Annotated in this window: 23 protein-coding genes and 1 pseudogene; all 24 read left to right on the top strand. The window is 44.2% G+C overall.

The features are described from left to right. Positions 1 to 69 precede the first annotated feature (69 nt). Positions 70 to 237: a hypothetical protein gene (locus Selli1_RS00600; protein WP_015529887.1), complete on the top strand. Its 168-nt coding sequence runs from the start codon at positions 70 to 72 to the stop codon at positions 235 to 237. Between the two features lie 544 nt (positions 238 to 781). After that, positions 782 to 934 (top strand): hypothetical protein, encoded by a 153-nt coding sequence (locus Selli1_RS00595; RefSeq protein ID WP_015529888.1) that lies wholly within the window; start codon positions 782 to 784, stop codon positions 932 to 934. 325 nt (positions 935 to 1,259) lie between these two features. Continuing rightward, positions 1,260 to 1,733, top strand: a complete 474-nt coding sequence (locus Selli1_RS00590; RefSeq protein WP_281872024.1) for a sigma factor-like helix-turn-helix DNA-binding protein — start codon at positions 1,260 to 1,262, stop codon at positions 1,731 to 1,733. Positions 1,734 to 1,986: 253 nt separating this feature from the next. After that, positions 1,987 to 2,160, top strand: coding sequence for a hypothetical protein (locus Selli1_RS00585; protein WP_281872023.1), 174 nt, complete (start codon positions 1,987 to 1,989; stop codon positions 2,158 to 2,160). A gap of 150 nt (positions 2,161 to 2,310) precedes the next feature. Then, on the top strand, positions 2,311 to 2,691 hold the full coding sequence (locus tag Selli1_RS00580; RefSeq protein WP_015568867.1) for a type II toxin-antitoxin system PemK/MazF family toxin: 381 nt from the start codon (positions 2,311 to 2,313) through the stop codon (positions 2,689 to 2,691). Beyond that, positions 2,672 to 2,920 carry a DUF6870 family protein gene (locus Selli1_RS00575; protein WP_015568866.1) on the top strand — a complete coding sequence of 83 codons (249 nt, stop codon included), beginning with the start codon at positions 2,672 to 2,674 and terminating at the stop codon, positions 2,918 to 2,920. The genes Selli1_RS00580 and Selli1_RS00575 overlap by 20 nt, the downstream gene beginning before the upstream one ends. Positions 2,921 to 3,028: 108 nt before the next feature. Continuing rightward, entirely contained in the window at positions 3,029 to 4,720 is a 1,692-nt protein-coding gene (locus Selli1_RS00570; protein ID WP_055039876.1) for a recombinase family protein, read from the top strand. A 1-nt stretch (position 4,721) separates the two neighbouring features. Further along, positions 4,722 to 6,413 carry a recombinase family protein gene (locus tag Selli1_RS00565; protein ID WP_109273680.1) on the top strand — a complete coding sequence of 564 codons (1,692 nt, stop codon included), beginning with the start codon at positions 4,722 to 4,724 and terminating at the stop codon, positions 6,411 to 6,413. Then, the gene (locus Selli1_RS00560) at positions 6,410 to 7,987 is read left to right on the top strand and encodes a recombinase family protein (protein WP_055039874.1); all 1,578 of its coding nucleotides are present in this window, start codon (positions 6,410 to 6,412) and stop codon (positions 7,985 to 7,987) included. Before Selli1_RS00565 ends, Selli1_RS00560 begins: the two co-directional genes overlap by 4 nt. A gap of 121 nt (positions 7,988 to 8,108) precedes the next feature. Beyond that, a pseudogene (locus Selli1_RS00555) lies at positions 8,109 to 8,315 on the top strand (tyrosine-type recombinase/integrase); the annotation flags it as partial. 202 nt (positions 8,316 to 8,517) lie between these two features. Continuing rightward, on the top strand, positions 8,518 to 8,991 hold the full coding sequence (locus tag Selli1_RS00550) for a low molecular weight protein-tyrosine-phosphatase (protein WP_204864590.1): 474 nt from the start codon (positions 8,518 to 8,520) through the stop codon (positions 8,989 to 8,991). A 256-nt stretch (positions 8,992 to 9,247) separates the two neighbouring features. Beyond that, positions 9,248 to 10,852 carry a phosphoenolpyruvate carboxykinase (ATP) gene (gene pckA, locus Selli1_RS00545; protein WP_138372992.1) on the top strand — a complete coding sequence of 535 codons (1,605 nt, stop codon included), beginning with the start codon at positions 9,248 to 9,250 and terminating at the stop codon, positions 10,850 to 10,852. 166 nt (positions 10,853 to 11,018) lie between these two features. Next, complete coding sequence (fliB, locus tag Selli1_RS00540; protein WP_087167774.1) at positions 11,019 to 12,104, top strand: flagellin lysine-N-methylase; 1,086 nt, start codon at positions 11,019 to 11,021, stop codon at positions 12,102 to 12,104. A gap of 61 nt (positions 12,105 to 12,165) precedes the next feature. Further along, the gene (locus tag Selli1_RS00535) at positions 12,166 to 12,966 is read left to right on the top strand and encodes a GDSL-type esterase/lipase family protein (protein WP_087167775.1); all 801 of its coding nucleotides are present in this window, start codon (positions 12,166 to 12,168) and stop codon (positions 12,964 to 12,966) included. Between the two features lie 2 nt (positions 12,967 to 12,968). After that, on the top strand, positions 12,969 to 13,463 hold the full coding sequence (locus Selli1_RS00530; protein WP_087167776.1) for a DUF4358 domain-containing protein: 495 nt from the start codon (positions 12,969 to 12,971) through the stop codon (positions 13,461 to 13,463). A gap of 18 nt (positions 13,464 to 13,481) precedes the next feature. Then, positions 13,482 to 14,873, top strand: a complete 1,392-nt coding sequence (locus Selli1_RS00525; protein WP_281872021.1) for an MBOAT family O-acyltransferase — start codon at positions 13,482 to 13,484, stop codon at positions 14,871 to 14,873. A gap of 15 nt (positions 14,874 to 14,888) precedes the next feature. Continuing rightward, the gene (locus Selli1_RS00520; RefSeq protein WP_242958927.1) at positions 14,889 to 16,052 is read left to right on the top strand and encodes a DHHW family protein; all 1,164 of its coding nucleotides are present in this window, start codon (positions 14,889 to 14,891) and stop codon (positions 16,050 to 16,052) included. 127 nt (positions 16,053 to 16,179) lie between these two features. Then, on the top strand, positions 16,180 to 16,875 hold the full coding sequence (pyrH, locus tag Selli1_RS00515) for a UMP kinase (protein WP_087167778.1): 696 nt from the start codon (positions 16,180 to 16,182) through the stop codon (positions 16,873 to 16,875). Between the two features lie 24 nt (positions 16,876 to 16,899). Further along, entirely contained in the window at positions 16,900 to 17,451 is a 552-nt protein-coding gene (gene frr, locus Selli1_RS00510) for a ribosome recycling factor (RefSeq protein WP_087167779.1), read from the top strand. A gap of 73 nt (positions 17,452 to 17,524) precedes the next feature. Beyond that, positions 17,525 to 18,244, top strand: a complete 720-nt coding sequence (locus Selli1_RS00505) for an undecaprenyl pyrophosphate synthase (RefSeq protein ID WP_281845943.1) — start codon at positions 17,525 to 17,527, stop codon at positions 18,242 to 18,244. Continuing rightward, complete coding sequence (locus Selli1_RS00500) at positions 18,237 to 19,076, top strand: phosphatidate cytidylyltransferase (protein WP_118636325.1); 840 nt, start codon at positions 18,237 to 18,239, stop codon at positions 19,074 to 19,076. The genes Selli1_RS00505 and Selli1_RS00500 overlap by 8 nt, the downstream gene beginning before the upstream one ends. A gap of 21 nt (positions 19,077 to 19,097) precedes the next feature. Further along, positions 19,098 to 20,240 (top strand): 1-deoxy-D-xylulose-5-phosphate reductoisomerase, encoded by a 1,143-nt coding sequence (locus Selli1_RS00495; RefSeq protein ID WP_281872020.1) that lies wholly within the window; start codon positions 19,098 to 19,100, stop codon positions 20,238 to 20,240. An 8-nt stretch (positions 20,241 to 20,248) separates the two neighbouring features. After that, complete coding sequence (gene rseP / locus Selli1_RS00490) at positions 20,249 to 21,283, top strand: RIP metalloprotease RseP (RefSeq protein WP_138372988.1); 1,035 nt, start codon at positions 20,249 to 20,251, stop codon at positions 21,281 to 21,283. Positions 21,284 to 21,516: 233 nt separating this feature from the next. Further along, complete coding sequence (locus Selli1_RS00485) at positions 21,517 to 22,779, top strand: peptidoglycan-binding protein (protein WP_087252398.1); 1,263 nt, start codon at positions 21,517 to 21,519, stop codon at positions 22,777 to 22,779. Positions 22,780 to 22,848 lie beyond the last annotated feature (69 nt).

Genomic DNA, 22,848 nt, shown 5'->3' with positions numbered 1-22,848 from the left:
AAGAATAAACTGGCACTGGACAGCTATCAGATACGTTCTGCACAGGGAGTCCGAAGATACTGGCTTCTTATGTCAATGGCACATTTTATGTGTGTGACAGGGACTGGTGAATTCTGTTCTTTTGAAAAAGGCTACCACCGGATTGGAAGCATTATTCAGACAGAAAAGTATCAGTATCTCTTCCAACTTGCAAAAGGAAGTAATGATTTTAAGGCATTTATGAAGTTAGCAGGATAATTTTGTGCAATTTTTCAAATTTGCTCATTTATAGTATATTTCTTAACTTCCTGTAAAATTAACTCTCGTTCCAAATAAATGGCTTATTTATGCGGTTTGTGCGTGTTATATCGTTAACGACACGAGAATTAATTAACTCTCGAGAGTTAACTTATAAAACAGTCACAAATCCATTATTATAAGGTTCTCGTACAGTCGAGAGTTAATTCATCAGGAAGTTAACAATATTATACACAGGATCTGTTAATGTACATATCAGGATAACTGCTTCTGGATTTAAGCTCGAGATGTTCATGGAAAGTTTGTATTAAGAGGGCCTCTGAAAATGAGGTCCTCGATATTTTTATCAGAGTATTATAATTGAAAAATAGTAACGAATTTATGAAGTATCTCTGATTGTGCAGATTATGTACCAGAAGTTTGGGCTGGGATTACTGCTTGCAAGAAAGGGAAAAGACTGGTATCGGATAGGATTAGTATTAAAGAAAAGTTCTTTTATTCGATAAAGTTTTCTACGGACAGAGGATATGCGACGAGCCTTGGTATGAATATATATCTATGGAAAGAGGATATTGAAGACGGAGCGTCGGTGATGACAGTCGAATACAGACCTGTAGAATATGGAAAGGATTATGATGTTGTCAATAATCCTGATATATTTGAACTCTATATAGATGGAAAAGAAGTAAAAGAATAGCAGGGTGAACTTTTAACACCGAAATATGTACGATTTCTGTTATGACATGAACTTATGGGAACGTATTGCGGATACTTTGTGAACTTTATCCTGATACAATGATTATGCTGATGAAAGAGGGCATAGATAACTGAATACAAGAAAGAGACAGAAGCCTCAGTAGTTAAGAAAAACTACTGGGGCTTTTTTTCGTGCCTGAATTTATCAGCCAATAACTGCGGATGTGTCCCGGCAGGATGAAGGCGGAGCAGGCATGATCCTAAACAAAGGTCCTCCTTCCGAATTTGAAACGAGCAACAAGATTTCAAATTCAGGAGGAACGGATATGTATATTGAACACCCATATTTTTACGAAGGAAAGTATTACGCAAATATTGATGGAGAAATGATCGAGATTACAAAAGAAGTTGCGTATGCGATGAATAATTTTTACAGAAGCAGCAAGGCAAAAAAAGTTGAGATTAAGAATGAACTGGGTGAGGTTGTGGATAAGATGCTGAGAGAAGTACCTTACAGCGGTCAGTCCATTGATGGAGAAGGCTTCATGATTGAGGATTTTCCAGATCTGAACTGTGATGTGGAGCACTGTGTACTGACAAAAATGGAACAGCAGGATATTCACACAGTGATCAATCAACTGAACTCAGAGGAAACCATGATTATTTATGGTATTTTCTTTGAAAACAAGACACAGACACAGATGGCGGAGATTATGGGGATTTCCAGACAGATGCTGTCATACAAGCTGAAATCCACTCTTAATAAGATGCGTGAAATGTATATGAATAAATTTTTTTAAAAAATTTTTCAAAATCTTTTGCATCTGCCAAAGTCATTTGACTTTAGTAATTAGAGGAAGTTAAAGGACTTCCTAAAATGAACCATGATAACTGAATATCCAATAATAACTGACGTGACATTTCATGCAAAGAGCACGAGGAAGATGCCGCTATAGGATTATAAGACAAAACAAAGATTTTTAGTTCAGTCCGTAATGCTGCGAAAAAGCACTGACCGAAGCCAGCTGGCAGGCTGGTGATGCGATGATATGTATGAGATGCGATACACTTGCAGATCCTGAGAAGTCTGTAACTGGTAAACCTATGAACCGCTGGAGCCTGGAAACGAGAGTTTCCGGGTTGTGGTCCGGAGTATGCATCCGGGCAGGTTATTATTCCCTTCCTGCATATGCGGGAGTAACGATTCGGGGTATCGAGGATAAATAGAATCGAGCGAGCACTGTTTAATAATCAAATTGGCTATAGAGGTTATGCGGCAGAGCTTTCCGTCTTGGAAAGGAACTCTGCCGTATTCCTGTGGAGCTAATATAGCACTATGAATGCTTTACAAATAAAAAAGGATTGGAGAGATGACAAGTGACGATTCGAAGAGGAGATATCTTATGGGCGGATCTCGGTATGTTCCCGACAACTTCGGTTCAGGGTGGAGTAAGACCGGTGATCGTAGTAAGTAACAACAAAGCTAATACATACAGTTCAGTCATTACAGTAGTTCCGCTGACGTCAAGAATATATAAGAAGCGGTATTTGCCAACACATGTATTTATCAGCAAATATGATATGACGGGAATCCGAAAAGGAAGCCTGGCACTGGCTGAACAGGTTATGAGCATTTCTACGAAATGTATTATTGAGAAATGCGGAAGAGTGAACAAGTGGAGCCTGGATCGGGTACTGAAAGCAGTACAGATTCAGATGGGAATGGAAGGAGAAGGGCATGACGGCAGAGGAATATAGAAACTATCTGGAGCAGGATTTCAGTGATGTAGATATCAATGAAATGACTGATCTACGGATGATAAAAGCAGACAGAAATAAATCGCTTCAGGAACGGAGAGATATTTTTCTGAATAAAGTAGGAAATCCATATTTGGTCCGGATCGGCAATATGAAAGTAAAAGTCAGATTTGCCAATAACGGTATATCTATGGAGCAGGCATTTGAGAATATGCTTCTGAGTGTCTGAAAAAGTACTGGCAAGATTGAGGGGACTGTGTTAGAATGTCGGTAAGGACAAATTATGCAGCCCCCTTTTATTACATGGATTTTCTGGCGTAATAAAAGGAGGTAAGATATGTATCAGAATATCAATAAAATCTATCATGCCGCCATCTATGTCAGATTATCTAAAGAAGATGGCGATATTTCCAGTTCAGCAAAACTGGAAAGTAACAGCATTTCTAACCAGAAAGCTTTGATTCTGGATTTCCTGAAAGACAAAAAAGATATAGAAGTTGTTTCAGTCCGAGTTGATGATGGCTACTCAGGCTCTAATTTTGAGCGCCCAGCATTCCAGGCAATGCTGGAAGATATCCGGCGTGGGATTGTAGACTGCGTAGTGGTAAAAGATTTATCACGATTTGGAAGGGAATATATTGATTCTGGGAAGTATATCGAGAGATTATTCCCGGCTCTTGGTGTGCGTTTTATTGCCATCAATGACAATTATGACAGTCTCAAGGGAAAGAATCAGGCAGACGAAATTATTATCCCATTTAAGAATTTAATCAATGATGCTTATTGCCGTGACATTTCTATTAAGATCAGGAGTAATCTTGAGATTAAGAGGAAAAAAGGCGAATGCGTGACTCCGTTTGTAGCTTTTGGATACAGGAAGGCAAAGACAGATAAGCATAAATTAGAGATTGATCCATCTGCAGGCAGTGTAGTACAGGATATTTTTAAGATGAAGCTGCAGGGAATGAGTCAGGATGCGATTGCTAATCGTTTAAATGAACTGGGTATTCTTTCCCCATTTGAGTATAAAATCAGCAGTGGCAGTCATTATGAAACAGGCTTCCGGCAGAAAGAACAGGCACTTTGGAGTTCCGTTACCGTCCGCAGGATACTGGAAAACGAGGTTTATATCGGAAACCTTGTGCAGGGAAAAAGGACGACACCGAACCATAAAGTGAAGCAGACTTATGTGAAACCGGAAGATGACTGGATCCGGATTGAGAAAAATCATGAGCCATTGGTGAGTGACCGTGATTTTGAAATTGTTCAGAGACTTCTGGGCATGGATACACGTACTTCGCCTGACCAAAAGCAAGTATATCTGTTGTCCGGAATTGCTGTATGTGCGGATTGTGGTGCACCTATGACAAGAAAGGTTTCTACTGTGGCAGGGAAAAAATATGCTTATTATCTATGTTCCGCAAATAAAGAAACAAAACGCTGTTCTAGTCATAGAATACCGGAAAAGGATCTGGAAGATGCCGTACTGGTGATGCTGAAACAGCATATCCAGAATATCCTGCACCTGAAAAGAGTCCTGGAATTTGTTGGTACTGTGCCATTTCAGGAGATCAATATGAAGAAGCTGCAGGACAGGCTGGAGAAGAAAAAACAGGAGACAGAACGTTGTAAGGAGTTACGGATGATGCTCTATTCGGATATGAAAGAGGGCATTGTATCAAAAGAAGACTATGTAGAGCTTCATGCAGCCTATGGAAAGAGGCTTAGAAATGCGGAAGAGAGTATCCGTGCAATCCAGAAAGAAATGGATAGTGAGCTGGAAAAAGCAGACAATGCCAATACCTGGCTGGATTATTTTGTGAAATATCAGGATATTGAAGAACTGTCCCGCACAGTGGTGGTAGAACTGATCAGGAAAATCAGAGTATATGATAAAAAGAATATAGAGATCACTTTTGATTTTGATGATTGTTATCAGACATTGCTGAATCAATTACCGGCTATGGGAGTTGATACGGTAATAGATGATGATAATAATCTGCAGGTCAAGGTAAAGGAGGTTGTATAAAATGGCACGAAAGAGTAGGAAAAACATTCCGGAAGTAGTCGGCAGTGCAACCGTCCAGACAGAGGTGAGAAGACCATTCCGGGCAGGATTGTATGCCAGAATTTCAATGGAAACAGAAGAAACATTAGAAAGAGGGACGATAGAAACCCAGGTGGAATTGATGAAAAACTTTGTAGCAGATACGGAAGATATTTCGGTTGCGGAAGTTTATAAGGACTCAGACTATTCAGGTACAAATTTTGACCGTCCTGGATTCGTACAGATGATGGAAGATATCAAGCATGGAAAAATCAATTGTGTTATTGTAAAAGATTTGTCCAGACTTGGAAGAAATTATGTCGAAACCAGCAACTATATTGAACGAGTATTTCCGTTTTTTCATGTAAGATTCCTGGCTGTGACAGATGATTTTGATTCCTTCAGAGAGGGTGTGGATCTTACAGTTCCACTGAAGAATATTATCAATGAGTTCTATTCGAAAGACCTTGCCAAAAAGAGCAGCAGCGCAAAAAAAGCTCTTTGGAAAAAAGGAAAATTTACAAGTGCCTGGGAACCGTATGGTTACAGAAAGTCAGAAGAAGACCATCATCAGCTGATCGTTGATGAAGAAGCTGCAGAACATTTGAAAAGTATATTTTCTATGTATATGGATGGCAGGAACTATAGTGATATTGCAAGACAGCTCAATAAAGATGGAGTTTTATCGCCGACTTTACAGAGAAAATTCTATAAAACCGGTGAAAAGCCGCTTCCGGAGTCAAAACCCTGGAACAATTATGAAGTGAAACGAGTTCTTCAGGATGTTCATTGCACAGGTGATTCTGTATTTGGAAAATATCAGCAAAGTGTTTTCCAGGGAAATAAACAGAGAAATCGACCAGAGAGTGAATGGGTGCATGTGGAGAACACGCATGAAGGGATTATAGATAGAGAGTTGTTTCAACAGGTACAATCTAAAATCCAGGAATATACGGAAGCTTATAAGAAGAAACATCAGCAGAACAATGGAGCTATTAGAAACCATAATTTCTATACAGGAAAGATATGGTGCGGAGGCTGTGGCAACCGCATGACGTTGTCCAGAGAAAGAAATGGCACATTCTTTTATATCTGCGGAGCCAATACTAACCATAAATCCGGAGGAAAGCAATGCAAAGGGCACAGAGTCAGAAAAGAATATGTGGATGACGATGTTCTTCGCCTGATTCAAACGCATATGAAAACCGTATTGGATATAGAAAAAATGATTCAGGAAATGAATACAGCTTCCAAAAATCAGACACAGTACCTGCTTTTGGATAAAGAGGTGGGGAAACTTCGACGGGAACTGAGCCGTATCAGTAAGCGTAAATCGGATTTATATGAAGATTACTCAGAACGTTTGATTACAGAAGAAGAGTACATACAGTTTTCTCGGATCTATTCCAATGAAATTGAGAATATCAAGAGCCGTCTGGACACTGTATTGGCGGCACAGGTTCGGTATTCCCAGAATTACCACATTGAAGAAGGCTGGGGAAATGTGATACATACTTATATGTCAAAGCGTAAGCTGACAAAAGAAATGGCAGATGCCTTTGTGGATTCAATTATTATCCATGGTAAGTATGATTATGAGATCAAGCTGGTATATGACGATCAGTTTGCAGATTTACAGAAACTAAAGAAAGAGAAGGAGGCGCAGTCAAGATGACAGATCTTAGAAAAACAGCTGTTTACATCCGTTTGTCTGCAGAAGATGACAATGTAGATGGCAGAGCCAAAAAAGAGAGCGACAGTGTAACTTCTCAGAGAATTCTGTTAAAATCATTTGCAATTGATGAGCTGGGTGTAGCTGAGTCGGATATTCTGGAATATGTGGATGACGGTGTCAGCGGTACTCATTTTAAAAGGCAGGGATTTCAACAGTTGCAGGATGACATGAAAAGCGGAGAAATCGGCTGTGTAGTTGTGAAAGACTTTTCCAGATTTGGAAGAGACTATCTGGAAGTTGGATTTTATATTGAATATATTTTCCCACTTCTACAGATTCGATTTATTTCGATTAATGACAGCTATGACAGTGCAGCAAGCAGCGGAATGACTGGTGGAATGAATGTAGCATTGCAGAATCTGGTATACAATATGTATAGCCTGGATTTGTCCAAGAAAATTTCATCAGCATTGCAGACAAGAACGAGAAATGGTACACGCCTTCCGGTAAATGCCAGATATGGCTATAAAAAAGGAAAAGACGGAAGATTGGAAGTTGATCCGGAGGCTGCAAAAGTCGTGAAAATGATTTTTCGGATGGCAGCGGAAGGAACAAGTTTTGCAGATATTACAAGGGAATTGAACAAACAGGCGATTGCCACTTGTGATGAGCAGAAATTATCAAGAAGGGATCAGGTGCAGTTCCAGAGGTTTGACACGATTAAAAAGAAACACTGGAGTCCTACGACAGTAGCGGCAATTGTCCGGGATGAGATTTATATTGGAACCAGAATCTGGGGAAAAACACGTTGCAGTATGCATACCGGTCATAAAGCAGTTCTGAATGATGAAACAGAATGGGTTCGCCTGGAAAATCATCATACGGCAATTATAGACAGGGCATTGTTTGAAAAAGCAAATGAAATGCATCCGAAAAAGAAGAGAAGTGTTGCGGAATCACGCACCAATTTTACTCTGGAAAGGCGTAAAAAACAGCCGGCATTACTGATATGTGCCAACTGTGGGCATTCTTTACTAAAAGAAACGGAGCATCTGCTAAAATGCTCAGATGCTCGAACCAATGGAGATCCTGTGTGTCGAAGTCTGGTGATCCGACGGGAACCGCTGGAGGAGAATATCCTTGGGCTTGTTCATCAGTATGCAGCGTCAATGTTGGAAAAAGAAAAGAAAGTATCTTCCAACAGGCAATGCGACTACAAAGAGATCAATACCGCAGAATTGCAAAAACAGAGCCGACAGTTGACCTCGGAAAAGATGAAACTCTATGATGATTACAAAGATGGTCGTATAGATCGTGATTCGTATAAGCAGAGAGCAGGAAAGATAAGTGTACAGCTGGAGGAAATAAAACGAAAGATAGAAGATGCGGAGAATAGTAAAAAGCTTCTTGAACAAAATGAACTTTCTGATAAAATAAAACTAAAAGATTTCTTGGGAATTCAGAAGTTCGATACAGAGAAGCTGCGTGAGATTATCAAGGTGATCCGTGTTCATAGTCAGGATGAAATCGAAATCGAATGGAATTTTGACGATATTTTTTCAGAACAGAGGTAACTTGAGCAGGACAAGAATGACTTACCAGAAGATAATAAAGGTGCTGGGACTACCTGATGGAAGCGTCAGATAGTCCTCGGCAGAAAAAAATAAAATTTTTTTTGTCCTATACTTGACACATCCACATGTGTGCAGACACACCTTCTGTTCCAAGATGGCTAAGAGCGGAATGAATCCGAAAACTCTGCAGTACATTATGGGACATTCGGATATTTCGGTAACTATGAATACCTATACTCATTTTACCGGAGAGGATGCACAGGAAGAGTTCCAGAAGTTATTTGGTGGTGAAGAAGAGTCGGTACAAAGGCAGAAAAGGGTCCGGTAACCCCGGTGGCAAAGTTGTAAAAAAAGGGCTGTTTTACAACAATTTTACAACAAATTTGTTGTAAAACGGTTGTCAAAATGCTTGAAAATGCCTCGAAGTACCGGATTCAAGGGAAAAATGCCGAAGTGGCAAATCGTTACATTTGGTTGCATAAGTATGGCAAATCGTTGCATTTAAAAGATAAAAAAGGAGTTTCAAAAAAATGATAAAAATACTGTTTGTATGCCACGGTAATATTTGCCGCAGCACAATGTCTGAATACGTTATGAAATACCTGGTGTCCGAGGCGGGACTTTCGGACCAGTTTTACATTGATTCCGCTGCCACCAGCAGAGAGGAGATCGGCAATCCGGTTCATCCGGGCACTCAGAGGAAGCTGCGTGAGGTCGGTATTCCATGTGGAGGCCACCGGGCCCGCCAGATGAGACGGGAGGAGTACGAGGAGTTTGACTACCTGATCGGTATGGATTCGTGGAATATCCGCAATATTAACCGGATCATCGGAAATGGCGATCCGGAGGGCAAGGTATGCCGGCTTCTGGATTTTACCGGTCGGGCAGGGGAGGACATTGCCGACCCATGGTACACGGGTAATTTTGATGCGACCTACCGGGATGTGAGGGAAGGGTGCGAAGCGCTCCTTGCTCAGATCATGGAGAGCGGAAGAATCAGATAGAAAATCGACAGTGTGTTGGACAGGAAAAGGCATACAAAAAAAGCGTACAGGAAGCAGCGATACTTTGTTAAAAAAATGACTAAATAATAAATCGAAATTGTCTGAATTTCTGTGCAGATCGATAAAAATGCGCTTTCCTGCGTTAAATAAGAAAACTTTTTGGTTGATTTCATTGACTTATCATGTATAATGGTAAAAGGGAGTAAAGAGGCTTTACTTTCTGTAAAATAATGAAAGAAAAGAGGTTTGATGTGAGATGGCAGAAATGAATTTAAGCAAATACGGCATCACAGGCACGACGGAAATTGTACATAACCCTTCTTATGAATTATTATTCGAAGAAGAAACCAAACCGGGTCTGGAAGGTTTTGAAAAGGGACAGGTAAGTGAACTGGGTGCTGTCAATGTCATGACTGGTGAATACACAGGGCGTTCTCCAAAAGACAAGTTCATCGTAGTTGATGAGAATTCCAAAGATACAGTATGGTGGACCTCTGATGAATACAAAAATGACAACCATCCTGCTACACAGGAAGCATGGGAAACAGTAAAGAAGATTGCGCTTGACGAACTTTCCGGCAAGAAGCTTTACGTTGTAGATGCATTCTGCGGTGCAAACAAGGATACACGGATGGCAATCCGTTTTATCATGGAAGTAGCATGGCAGGCACACTTTGTTACAAATATGTTCATCCAGCCTACGAAAGAGGAGCTTGAAAATTTCGAGCCTGACTTCATCGTATATAATGCGTCCAAGGCAAAAGTAGAAAATTATAAAGAGCTTGGACTGAATTCTGAAACAGCCGTTATGTTCAATATCACAAGCCGTGAACAGGTTATCGTAAATACATGGTACGGCGGAGAAATGAAGAAAGGTATGTTCTCCATGATGAACTACTACCTTCCGTTAAAGGGCATTGCTTCCATGCACTGCTCTGCAAATACGGATATGAACGGAGAGAACACAGCTATCTTCTTCGGACTTTCCGGAACAGGTAAGACGACACTTTCCACAGATCCGAAACGTCTTCTGATCGGTGATGATGAGCACGGATGGGATGACAATGGTATCTTCAACTTCGAAGGTGGATGCTATGCGAAGGTCATTAATCTGGATAAAGAATCTGAGCCGGATATCTACAATGCAATCAAGAGAAACGCTCTTCTTGAGAACGTAACTCTGGATGCAGACGGAAAGATCGATTTTGCGGATAAGAGCGTAACAGAAAATACACGTGTATCTTACCCGATCGACCACATTGAAAAGATCGTACGTCCGGTTTCCGCAGCACCGGCTGCAAAGGAAGTTATCTTCCTTTCCGCAGACGCGTTTGGAGTACTTCCTCCGGTTTCCATTCTGACACCGGAACAGACACAGTACTACTTCCTGTCAGGATTTACTGCAAAGCTTGCAGGTACAGAACGTGGTATCACAGAGCCGACACCTACATTCTCCGCATGCTTTGGACAGGCATTCCTGGAGCTGCATCCGACAAAATATGCGGAAGAGCTCGTAAAGAGAATGGAACAGAGCGGAGCAAAAGCTTACCTTGTTAACACAGGATGGAATGGAACAGGAAAGCGTATCTCCATCAAAGATACCCGCGGTATCATCGATGCGATCTTAAGCGGTGATATTTTAAAAGCACCGACAAAGAAGATCCCGTACTTCAATATTGAAGTACCGACAGAACTTCCGGGTGTAGACACAAATATTCTGGACCCTCGTGATACATACGCTGATGTTTCCGAGTGGGAGACAAAAGCAAAGGATCTTGCTCAGAGATTCATCAAGAACTTCCAGAAATACGAAGGAAACGAAGCAGGAAAAGCACTTGTTTCTGCAGGACCGCAGGTATAAGAAGGCAAAGAAATCTGCCGGGTGTGACAGTTGTCGCACCCGGTTCTTTTCACCCCTTTTTCAGATTCATATTTTCTGAGAGAATTTGTTTCTGAGTTCTTTACATTACAGGTAAAATCCGTTAAGATAAGAAGATGTCGAAGTAAGTCACGAAGAGGGGAAACGTATGCTGTATGTAAAGCCGCATTTCTATGATCAATTTCAATGTATTGCAGATCGCTGCCCGGACACCTGTTGTGCCGGATGGCAGATCATGATCGATGAGGAGTCTCTTTTGAAATACAGCCGGGTAGAAGGTGGTTTCGGAAACCGGCTTATGACATCCATTGATTGGGAAGAGGGAGCATTCCTGCAGTTTGACGGGAGATGCAGCTGTCTGAATGAGAAGAATCTCTGTGATCTATACGAGGAGCTTGGCGAGGAGTATCTTTGCAGTACCTGCAGGATGTATCCGAGACATGTGGAGGAGTATGAGGACGTCAGAGAGTGGTCATTGTCCCTTTCCTGTCCCGAGGCGGCGAGGATGATTCTTGAGTGTGAGGAGCCGCTTACCTTTCTGACGGAGGAGACCGGGGAGAGCGAGCCGGAGCCGGACGAATCTTTTGATTTCTTATTATATTCCAGTTTAAATGAGATAAGGGAAATCCTGTTCAGGATGATACAAAACCGCGAAGAGGCGGCAGAGGTCCGGATGAAGCGTTGCCTGACGGCAGGAAAGGTCTGCCAGAAAGCGCTGGAAGAGGGAGGACTTTTCGGAATTGAGGAGGAGCTGGAGCAGATCCGGCAGGAAGCGTGCGGGGGAGAGCCTCTCGGATTTGAAGCAAAGTCCGCTTTCCTGAGAGAACTTTTTGAAATGGAGTTTCTCTGCGAAGACTGGAAAAAGGAGATTCACGAGGCTTTTGAAATCCTGTATGAGAATGGACAGGAGGCCTACGAGAAGATCCGTGAGAAATTTGGACCGGGAAAATGGGAGCAGTACAGTGAAAATCTGATGATGTTTTTTATCTACACCTATTTTTGCGGGGCGGTCTATGATGACAGTATCGATACCAAGATCTGTCTTGCTGTTTACAGTACTGTCATGATTCATGAACTCAGTATGGCGAGATGGATCCGGCAGGGAAAAAGCATGAAAAAGGAAGAGATATGGGAGACAGCCTGGCGGTATGCCAGAGAGATTGAACATTCGGATCAGAATCTGGCAGTTCTGGAGACTTATTTCCAGAAGGGACCGGATCCGTATGTTGCGTAAGAGGGAGAAACAACTTATAATAGTAATAATAGCTAAATGATAGTACTAAGGGGATAAATTCATGAAAAGTGCAAGAGAAAAAATTCTAAGACGAAGAATCCTGATCGCAGTTTGTTGCGTTATCGCTGTTGTGGTCGGGATTGTCGTCTGTGTTCAGATAAAAGAGAGCCGCCCGAATCAGTATGAGAAAAACCGTAAGCAGCTGGAACAGATGGAGCAGGCGGATATATCCGAGACGGAAAAGCAGTGGGAGAATCTGGAAGGAGCCAATGAAAAGACAGAGATTGACACGTCCAAGCGGAATGAATATGGAGTCGTAGAGCTTGATAATGCGACGATCAAGAAAGCATTCAGCGGTGTCGTTGTAGTCGGGGATTCTTTTTCGGAGGCGCTGGATGTGTACGGACTTCTGGACGAGGGATCTGTCATCTATAAGAGGGGTGCCTCAGTCAATGAGATCGATGAGCTGGTTCAGAAAGTGATTTCCATGAAGCCGTCCACAGTCATCATGGAGTTTGGATGCAATGATCTTCAGATGTATAATTCCGATATTGACGGGTTCATCGAAAAGTACCAGTCTGAGATTCAGAAGATAAAAGATGCGCTTCCGGACACGATGATCTGTGTAAATTCCATTCTTCCGATGACGGAGGAGAAAGTCAAGGAGAAAGCCGGACGTGAGAAACGTCCTCAGTACAATGAGGCCATCGAGAAGATGTGCGATGATGAGGGATACCTGTACATCGACAGCAGTTTCATTGTGGAGGCAGACAGCGGCCTGTATGAGCAGGACGGAATCCACATGAAAAAGGAATACTACGAACAGTGGTTATCTTATATTGTAGAAAAGGCGGGACTTTGATCATGAAAAAGAAAAGGAGAAAGGATCTGAGCGGGATCATTGTCAAAGTATGCTTTGCGGCATTTCTGGCGGTGTATCTGGGAATGCTCTGCATGCAGGGGTATGCAAAGGATGTCTCTGTGGAAGGAATCAGGAAAGAGTTTGAAAGTGAAAAGCTTCTTGACGGGATCGAAGAGATGAAAGATAAGGATCTGCGCAGATATTATGGAATAGAAAGCAAGGACTGTGAGGGATACTTCTACTATAAGGCGGAGTCGCCGATGGCAGTGGATGAGCTTCTTGTACTGAAGACAAAGAATGCTCAGGACGCCGGACGGTTTGAGGAAGCAGTAAACAATCGTCTGGACAGCCAGATTGAGAGCTTTGAGGGATATGGAGTCACCCAGACGGCGCAGCTGAAGAAGGCGTATGCGCAGTCGGAGGGGATCTATGTAATTTACATGGCGGGCGATCAGGCGGATGACTGGAAATCTGCTTTTGAAAGTGCGATAAAATAGTCAGTGGAGGGAAATGACATGCTTTTAAACAGTCTGAATTTTATATTTGCATTTCTTCCGGTTGTCCTGATTCTGTTTTATGTGGTGCCGGGAAAATGGAAAAATCTCGTGCTTGCCCTGGCCAGTATTTTTTTCTACGCATGGGGCGAGCCGGTTTATGTTGTATTAATGCTGTTCAGTGCGGTGATGCATTATATGCTGGCGATCGATATCGGCAGAAAACAGAAACGCAGCCGCAGTGCGGTTCCATCCCTTGTTTTTGTCATTGTGATGGATGTATTTATTCTTGGATTTTTTAAATATTACGGATTTTTAAGCGGCGCAGTCAATGAATTGCTCGGAACCGGCTTCTCTACATCAGCACTGACGCTGCCGATCGGTCTGTCCTTTTATACATTTAAAAATCTTTCCTATGTGATTGATGTGTATAAAAAGAAATGTGAACCGGAACGGGATCCGATTACATTTATGGCATATGCGTCATTGTTTGCCTGCATGTCTGCCGGACCGATTGTCCGCTATGCAGATATCAAAGAAGATCTCTATGTCCACAACGTATATATGTCAAGGCTTGGAGAGGGTGCGAGACGCTTCATCCTCGGTCTTGCGAAAAAAGTCCTTCTGGCAGATCAGTTATCCATGATGATTACCCAGATTCAGGACTCCGGATCCTCCATGTCCATGGTGACGGCGTGGATTTATCTGTTTGCCTACACGATGCAGATTTTCTTTGACTTCTCGGGTTATTCTGACATGGCCATCGGAGTCGGAAACATGCTTGGATTTGAATTTAAGGAAAACTTTGATTACCCGTATATCGCAAAGAGTGTGACAGAATTCTGGAGAAGATGGCATATGTCCCTGAGCGGATGGTTCCGTGATTATGTGTACATTCCGCTTGGCGGAAACCGTGTCTCCGTTCTCTGCCATCTGAGGAACATTGTGATTGTCTGGTGTCTGACCGGAATCTGGCACGGGGCAACCTGGAACTTTCCGGTGTGGGGGCTTTATTATGCCGTGATTCTGATTGGTGAAAAATATGTGTGGAAGAATCTGGTCTCCAGGCTTCCGGGATGGGCAGCCAATACTTATACGATGCTGCTTGTCATGTTTGGGTGGCTGATTTTCATGAACACATCCTGGGATGCGGCGGCAGGAATGTTTGCCTCCCTCCTTGGATTTGGAGCATCTTCATTGATCGATGTGACAGCCGGATATTACTTAAAAACAGGAATTCTTCTGTTCGCACTGTGCGTACTGGCCGCAAGACCGGTTCTGAAGAAGCTTTCCGAGCGGTTTATTGAGCGCTATACGATTGTCACAGTGCTTGTGTATCTTGTCATGTTTTTACTCAGTATCGGCGGACTGGTATTTAATTCTTATCAGCCGTTTCTCTATATGCAGTTTTAAGGGGAGGTGTCAGATTTGGAAAAAGAGAAATTACCGGCATCGTATTTCGTGGGATTTATGTTTGCGATCCTGATTCTGGTCCTTTCCATTGTGAATCTGTTTTCCGGAACGAAGAAAGTCTCGGAGACGGAGAACAGGGAGCTTGCGCAGAAGCCGGAACTGACTGCAGAGGCGGTCGGCAGCGGAAATTATGCAAAGCAGTATCAGGAGTATTTTAACGATCAGTTTGTGTTCCGGGATTCCTGGATCCAGTTAAAGACCGGGTTTGACCGCCTCCTTGGCAAAGTAGAGGAAAACGGAGTCTACATCGGGAAAGATGGTTATCTGATCGAAAAGTTTGAAAAGCCGGACCAGACTACGGTAAATAATACGCTGGGGGCTATGGCGGCCTGGAAAGAGAAGTATAAAGATATCACGCATTACGCAATGATTGTACCGACAGCATCGGAGATTCTGGAGGACAAGCTACCGGCGCTGGCTTTGACAGCGGATCAGGATTCCAGTATTGATCAGGCTTATCAGACGCTGACCGGAAAGGGGCTGACGACAATCGATCTGAGGGACACCTTCCGTAAGAACACGAATCAGCAGCTGTTTTATAAGACGGACCATCACTGGACAACTTCTGCGGCTTATCTTGCTTTCCAGCAGTTTGCGGAGGTGGCAGGGCTTGACACTTCAGCTGTAACATATGAGAAAATGCCTGTGACAGATCAGTTTCAGGGTACGCTTTCCGCAAAAAGCGGATGCCGGACCGGTGTGAAAGAGGAAATCGACGTCTTCATTCCCAAAAAGAATGAAAATACGACACAGGAGCAGGTGTCTTCGATTGTCGAGTATACAGATGATCAGAAAAAAACCGGAAGCTTCTACAACACCGATAAGCTGGATCAGAGAAATGCGTATGAGGTCTTTTTCGGCGGCAATCACGGGCTGTTAAAGATCAAGACACCGACTACGGAGAATAAGCGGCTTTTAGTTCTGAAAGATTCCTATGCGAATTGTTTCCTGCCGTTTCTTGCACCGTATTACCGGGAGATTGTCGTTGTCGATCCGAGATACTATTATGGGGACTTATCGGAACTGATGGAGACAGAATCCATCAATGAAGTGCTGTATCTCTACAGTGCGGATACGTTTTTTGCGGATACTTCTTTTGCCGCGCTGACGGAAGAGTAGGAAGCGGAATTTCCGGATAGTTTGACCCGGCTGGAAAAATGCAAATTGACACCGGGTGGCGATCTATATATAATAAGGATAGAATACGAGCCGGCCCCGAGAGGCCGGAGAGAAGGAGTTCATAACCATGAAAAGAGTATTGCTAAAACTGAGCGGAGAAGCTCTTGCAGGTGATAAAAAGACAGGATTCGACGAGGCAACCTGCCTTGGAGTAGCTCATCAGGTCAAAGAGCTTGTCGATCAGGGAATTCAGGTAGCTATTGTAACTGGAGGAGGGAACTTCTGGAGAGGCCGTACGAGTGAAACGATTGACCGTGTCAAAGCGGACCAGATCGGTATGCTTGCCACAGTAATGAACTGTATCTATGTTTCCGATATTTTCCGTTTCGCAGGCATGGATACAGAAGTATTCACACCATTCGTATGCGGCGCTTTTACAACCCTTTTCTCAAAAGATGCGGCGGTAGAGGCACTCAATAAGGGAAAGGTCATTTTCTTTGCGGGAGGAACCGGACATCCGTATTTCTCCACAGATACCGGTGCGGTATTAAGAGCGATCGAGATTGAGGCAGATGCGATGCTGCTTGCAAAAGCGATCGACGGAATCTACGACAGCGATCCGAAAGTCAATCCGGAAGCGAAGAAGTACGATGAGATTTCCATTCAGGAAATTATCGATAAGAAGCTGATGGCGGTCGATCTGACTGCATCCATCATGTGCCTGGAGCACAAAATGCCGATGCTGGTATTCGGGCTGAGCGAGGAGAACAGCATTGTCAATACCATGAGCGGGAACTTTACAGGAACGAAAGTGACTGTTTAAGAAAGATCACAGGAGGAACTATCTATGCATGAACAATTAAAGGTATACGAAGAAAAAATGCAGAAAACAATGAAGAGTCTGGACAGCGATCTTGCGGCAATCCGTGCCGGAAGAGCAAACCCGCATATTCTGGACAGACTTACGGTGGATTATTATGGAGTACCGACTCCGATCCAGCAGGTGGCAAATGTTTCTGTTCCGGAAGCCCGGATGATTCAGATTCAGCCGTGGGAGAAAAGCATGTTAAAGGAGATCACAAAAGCGATCCAGACATCTGATATCGGAATCAATCCGACAAACGATGGACAGGTAATCCGTCTTGTGTTCCCGGAACTGACGGAAGACCGTCGTAAAGAGCTTGCCAAGGACGTGAAGAAAAAAGGTGAACAGGCAAAGGTTGCCATCAGAAATATCAGAAGAGACGGAAATGATGCCTTCAAGAAGTTAAAAGGCACAGAAGTTTCAGAAGACGCAATCAAAGATATGGAAGATGAACTTCAGAAAGTGACGGATAAATATATCAAAGAAGTCGATAAGGCAGTAGAGGCAAAGACAAAAGAAGTCATGACCGTATAAGGAAAACCGGCGGGAAAAGCGGAGCAAGGAGGGAATGGCCTCCTTGCTCTATATTTATCAAGGAGGAAGTGTTATGAAGATACCTCAGCATGTCGCTATTATTCTGGATGGAAACGGAAGATGGGCGAAGAAGAAAAATATGCCTCGTAACTACGGCCATGCACAGGGAAGTAAAAATGTAGAAAGAATCTGTGAGGCCGCCTACAAAATGGGAATCAAATACCTGACAGTTTACGCCTTTTCCACAGAGAACTGGAACCGTCCTGCGGATGAAGTCAATGCATTGATGAAGCTTCTGCGCAATTATATGAAAACCTGTCTGAAGACTGCGGAGAAAAACCGGATGCGGGTACGGGTGATTGGAGATAAAAGCGGACTGGATGATGACATCCGCAACAGAATCAAAGAGCTTGAGAAGGCGTCGGATAAAAATGACGGATTGAATTTCCAGATTGCAATCAATTATGGAAGCCGTGACGAAATGCTGCGTGCCATGCGGAAGATGGCAGAAGATGTGAAAGAGGGGAAAGTGCTGCCTGAGCAGATCGATGGACCGCTCTTTGAGTCTTATCTGGATACATACGGAATTCCGGACCCGGATCTTTTGATCCGTACAAGCGGGGAATTGCGCCTTTCGAACTATCTTCTATGGCAGATGGCCTACACAGAATTTTATTTTACCGATGTTCTCTGGCCTGATTTTACGAAAGAGGAATTAGAAAAAGCAATTTTGCAATATAATAATAGAGACCGGAGATACGGGAAAGTGAAGGAGGAAGAAGCAGATGTTTAAGACAAGACTGTTAAGCGGGATACTGCTCGTGGCTATTGCGCTTGCCACGATTATTCCAGGAAATGATATCCTGTTTGTGCTGCTTCTTCTAATCAGTCTGATCGGAATGAGCGAACTGTATAAAGTAAGCCGGCTGCAGGCCTCTCTTCCTGGAATTGTCGGCTATGCAGCAGCAGCGGCATATTATCTGCTGATCCGGCTTGAGGTCAAAGGCCCGGGAGAAAACAGGATCCTGCAGTATATTGACGGACAGGGGCTTGCCCTGCTTGTTATTGTATTTTTGATTGTTCTGATGGCAGTATATGTATTTTCGTATCCAAAGTATGTGTCGGAAGAGATGATGCTCATCTTTTTTGGTGTTTTTTACGTGGCGGTGATGCTGTCATATGTTTACCGGGCAAGAATGATACCGGAGGAGGGAGCGTATCTGGTATGGCTCGTATTTCTTTGCTCCTGGGGATGCGATACCTGTGCTTACTGTGTCGGAATGCTGATTGGAAAGCACAAAATGTCTCCAAAGCTCAGCCCCAAAAAATCGGTGGAAGGAGCGGTCGGCGGAGTAGTGGGAGCGGCGCTTCTGGGCGCGCTTTATGCTGCGGCGGTGAGCCATTTCGCAGACGCGGATGCGTCGCCGGCACTGTATGCTTTGATCTGCGGAGCGGGCGGACTGATTTCCATGGTAGGTGATCTGGCCGCATCTGCAATCAAAAGAAATCATAATATCAAGGATTACGGGAAACTGATTCCGGGACACGGAGGAATTCTGGACCGGTTCGACAGCGTGATCTTTACGGCACCGATCATTTATTATCTGAGTATCTTTTTTATTTAATAAGTAGTCAGGAGAAGAAACATGAAAAAAATTGCCATATTAGGATCCACCGGTTCGATCGGCACCCAGACGCTTGACGTGGTGCGAGAGAACGGGGACATTGAGGTCGTCTCTCTGGCGGCAGGATCCAATACAGAGCTTCTGGAAAAGCAGGTTCGTGAGTTTCATCCGAAAGTTGTCTGTGTCTATCAAAAAGAACGTGCGGCGGACTTAAAAGAGCGCCTTAAGGATAAAACTGTAAAAATTGTCACAGGAATGGATGGCCTGATTGAGGCGGCTTGTATTCCTGAAGCGGAGATTGTTGTGACGGCGGTTGTAGGGATGATTGGTATCCGGCCGACGATTGCCGCCATTGAAGCTGGAAAAGATATTGCACTTGCAAATAAGGAGACCCTTGTTACAGCGGGACATCTGATTATTCCGCTTGCCAGGGAAAAGGCAATCCGTATCCTTCCGGTGGACAGTGAGCACAGCGCGATTTTTCAATCCCTGCAGGGAAATGCCGGAAATAAAATACAGAAGATTCTTTTGACGGCGTCCGGCGGACCATTCCGCGGGAAAAAGCAGGAAGATCTGCTGAATGTCAACGTGGAAGATGCGCTGAAGCATCCGAACTGGTCCATGGGAAGAAAGATCACGATTGACTCTTCCACCATGATCAATAAAGGCCTGGAAGTAATCGAAGCCAAATGGCTGTTTGATGTATCCGTAGATGAGATTCAGGTTGTGGTCCAGCCGCAGTCGGTGATCCATTCCATGGTGGAGTACGAGGATGGCTCTGTGATTGCACAGCTTGGAACACCGGACATGAAGCTTCCGATCCAGTACGCGCTATATTATCCGGAACGAAGATATCTTCCGGGCGACCGCCTGGATTTCTGGAGCCTTTCCCATCTGGACTTTGAAAAGCCGGATCTGGATACTTTTTACGGGCTGGCACTTGCCTATGAGGCAGGAAGAGAGGGAGGCAGCATGCCGACCGTGCTGAATGCAGCCAACGAGCTGGCTGTCAGCATGTTCTTAGACAGACAGATCACATATCTGGAAATCGTGGAGATTATAGAGGACTGTATGAAGGCTCATAAGAAGATTGAGAATCCTTCCTTAGAACAGATTCTTATGACTGAACAGGAAACATATGAAAGAATTCGCAGCAGGAGGTAGCAGACAGTTTGGGAATTATTCTTGCAATTATCATTTTTGGATTTATCATTTTTATCCATGAGTTTGGACATTTTCTTCTTGCCAAACTCAACGGGATTGAGGTGCAGGAGTTTTCTATCGGAATGGGGCCGAAAATCGTAGGATTTCAGAGAAAAGAAACGCAGTATTCCATCCGGATTCTGCCGCTTGGCGGATTCTGTGCCATGGGCGAGGACGAAACTGAGGACGGGGAGAGCGTCGGGAATTTCAACCAGAAATCCCCGTGGAGACGGATCAGTGTCATCGTAGCAGGGGCAGGATTCAATTTTATTCTGGCTCTGATCGGAGCCATCATTATTACAGCGTGGATCGGCGTGGACAAACCGATTGTAGCTTCGGTGGAAGAGAATTATCCGGCGGCTGAGGCAGGACTGCAGGCCGGGGATGTTATCAAAGAAATCAACGGACGCAGTATCCATCTGTTTCGGGATGCAACGACTTATAATCAGTTTCACCAAAATGAGGAGATTGATCTGACTTATGAGCGGGACGGCGTGGAGACAACGGTTCATTTAACGCCGCAGTGGGATGAAGAAAGCGGAATGTACCGGTATGGGTATTCTGGTGGCGGATATGTAAAGACCGGCTTTTTTGAAACGATAAAATACAGTTTCTACGTGGTTGAATACTGGATCACATCCACAATCGAAAGCCTGAAGATGCTCGTTACGGGACAGATCGGAATGGACAGCATGTCCGGTCCGGTAGGAATTGTCGATGTGGTGCAGGATACCTACAATCAGAGCAGAAGCGGCGGAGCATCGCTTGTATTTCTTAACATGCTGAATCTTATGATTCTGCTTTCTGCCAACCTGGGTGTCATGAACCTGCTTCCGATTCCGGCACTGGACGGTGGGAGGCTTGTATTCCTGATCATAGAAGTGATCCGCGGGAAACGGGTGCCGCCGGAGAAAGAAGGCTATGTTCATATGGTCGGAATGGTTTGCCTGCTTTTGTTGATGGTTTTTGTAATGTTCAATGATATACAGAGAATTTTTCTCTGAATTACAGAAGGTGCCGCACGGATGTGCGGTGCCTTTTCCTGTTTAACAGGAAACCTCGTTCCCTGTTAAATAAAAACGCTCCGCGGGATGCACACTCGCACGAAGCAGAAATTTGTCGCTGCAGAGACCGCGCTCGGCGCGAGAGTTCCGCGGGCGGAACTCTTTGTTCTCTTCAAGGCATGTTTTCGGAAGTGCCTTCATATCTTGAAAAGAAGAAATGCTTTGAGGTGGGCATGAACGAAATTTACGGAATGCAGGAAAACAATATTGATAAAGGGAAGCTGAAAATACAGATCACATCGGAGGCTACATCCTTCCCGGTGGAGGACGCAAGTATCCGGATCACCTATACCGGGGTGCCGGATCAGACGATTGAGACTGTCTCCACAGATTCTTCCGGACAAACGGAGACGCTGGAGTTGCCGGCCCCTCCGGTAGAGTACAGTCTGGATGAGCGTCAGGAGGAACAGCCTTACTCGGAATATACACTGGAAGTAACAGCGCCAGGATTTGAACCGATTCAGATCGCGGGAACAGAGATTCTCTCGGGGGTAACTGCGCTTCAGAATATCCGGATGCTTCCTCTGGAACGTGAGGAAGGTCAGGAGGTCTATGTGATTCCGGCACATACGCTGTTTGGAAATTATCCGCCCAAAATTCCGGAAGCTGAAATCAAGCCGATGGACGAATCAGGAGAGATTGTTTTGAGCCGTGTTGTAGTGCCGGAGTACATTGTTGTACATGATGGGTCACCGCGGGATTCTACGGCATTGAATTACTATGACAGATACAAGGATTATATTAAAAATGTGGCGTCCAGCGAAATATATGCGACATGGCCGGAGGAAGCGATCAAGGCGAATGTCCTTGCAATTATGTCCTTTACATTGAACAGGGTTTACACAGAATGGTACAGAAATCAGGGCTTTGAATTTACGATTTCCTCCTCCACTGCCTTTGACCATAAGTGGATTCCGCAACGGAATATTTACGACACGATTTCCGTAGTTGTGGATGATCTGTTTGCGTCCTATCTTTCCAGACCGAACGTACGCCAGCCGATCCTGACTCAGTATTGCGACGGAAAACAGGTGACCTGTCCGGGGTGGATGACCCAGTGGGGTTCCAAAGATCTGGCGGATCAGGGATACAGTGCAATCCAGATCCTGCGTTATTTTTACGGAAGTGACATGTATATCAATACCGCCCAGGAGATTTCCGGGATTCCGTCATCGTGGCCGGGTTACACATTGGAAAATGGGTCTTCCGGCAGCAAAGTTCTGCAGATGCAGGAACAGCTGAATGTGATTGCGGGAGCCTATCCGGCGATTCCGAAAGTGGATGCGGACGGAATTTACGGTCCAAGGACGGAAGCGTCAGTCCGTAAGTTTCAGGAAGTGTTCGGGCTTCCGCAGACGGGGAAAGTAGATTACCGGACCTGGTATAAAATTTCGGAGGTCTATGTGGGCGTTTCCAGGATTGCGGAACTTGTATAAAAGAATAAATAGGGTTGCGTATCGGGCAGGAATTTCTCTATAATAGACAGTAAAGGATGATTACGGAGA

The sequence above is a fragment of the Sellimonas catena genome (assembly GCF_027924685.1).
GTDB classification, from domain to species: Bacteria; Bacillota; Clostridia; order Lachnospirales; family Lachnospiraceae; genus Sellimonas; species Sellimonas catena.
Note: the sequence above shows the minus strand (reverse complement) of the source record. Positions and strands in the feature narration are given on the sequence as shown.

Coding starts and splice junctions, on each gene's coding strand:
- Selli1_RS00600 (WP_015529887.1), top strand. CDS start 70: ATGTCAATGGCACATTTTATGTGTGTGACAGGGACTGGTGAATTCTGT.
- Selli1_RS00595 (WP_015529888.1), top strand. CDS start 782: ATGAATATATATCTATGGAAAGAGGATATTGAAGACGGAGCGTCGGTG.
- Selli1_RS00590 (WP_281872024.1), top strand. CDS start 1,260: ATGTATATTGAACACCCATATTTTTACGAAGGAAAGTATTACGCAAAT.
- Selli1_RS00585 (WP_281872023.1), top strand. CDS start 1,987: ATGAGATGCGATACACTTGCAGATCCTGAGAAGTCTGTAACTGGTAAA.
- Selli1_RS00575 (WP_015568866.1), top strand. CDS start 2,672: ATGACGGCAGAGGAATATAGAAACTATCTGGAGCAGGATTTCAGTGAT.
- Selli1_RS00570 (WP_055039876.1), top strand. CDS start 3,029: ATGTATCAGAATATCAATAAAATCTATCATGCCGCCATCTATGTCAGA.
- Selli1_RS00565 (WP_109273680.1), top strand. CDS start 4,722: ATGGCACGAAAGAGTAGGAAAAACATTCCGGAAGTAGTCGGCAGTGCA.
- Selli1_RS00560 (WP_055039874.1), top strand. CDS start 6,410: ATGACAGATCTTAGAAAAACAGCTGTTTACATCCGTTTGTCTGCAGAA.
- Selli1_RS00550 (WP_204864590.1), top strand. CDS start 8,518: ATGATAAAAATACTGTTTGTATGCCACGGTAATATTTGCCGCAGCACA.
- pckA (WP_138372992.1), top strand. CDS start 9,248: ATGGCAGAAATGAATTTAAGCAAATACGGCATCACAGGCACGACGGAA.
- fliB (WP_087167774.1), top strand. CDS start 11,019: ATGCTGTATGTAAAGCCGCATTTCTATGATCAATTTCAATGTATTGCA.
- Selli1_RS00535 (WP_087167775.1), top strand. CDS start 12,166: ATGAAAAGTGCAAGAGAAAAAATTCTAAGACGAAGAATCCTGATCGCA.
- Selli1_RS00530 (WP_087167776.1), top strand. CDS start 12,969: ATGAAAAAGAAAAGGAGAAAGGATCTGAGCGGGATCATTGTCAAAGTA.
- Selli1_RS00525 (WP_281872021.1), top strand. CDS start 13,482: ATGCTTTTAAACAGTCTGAATTTTATATTTGCATTTCTTCCGGTTGTC.
- pyrH (WP_087167778.1), top strand. CDS start 16,180: ATGAAAAGAGTATTGCTAAAACTGAGCGGAGAAGCTCTTGCAGGTGAT.
- frr (WP_087167779.1), top strand. CDS start 16,900: ATGCATGAACAATTAAAGGTATACGAAGAAAAAATGCAGAAAACAATG.
- Selli1_RS00505 (WP_281845943.1), top strand. CDS start 17,525: ATGAAGATACCTCAGCATGTCGCTATTATTCTGGATGGAAACGGAAGA.
- Selli1_RS00500 (WP_118636325.1), top strand. CDS start 18,237: ATGTTTAAGACAAGACTGTTAAGCGGGATACTGCTCGTGGCTATTGCG.
- Selli1_RS00495 (WP_281872020.1), top strand. CDS start 19,098: ATGAAAAAAATTGCCATATTAGGATCCACCGGTTCGATCGGCACCCAG.
- Selli1_RS00485 (WP_087252398.1), top strand. CDS start 21,517: ATGAACGAAATTTACGGAATGCAGGAAAACAATATTGATAAAGGGAAG.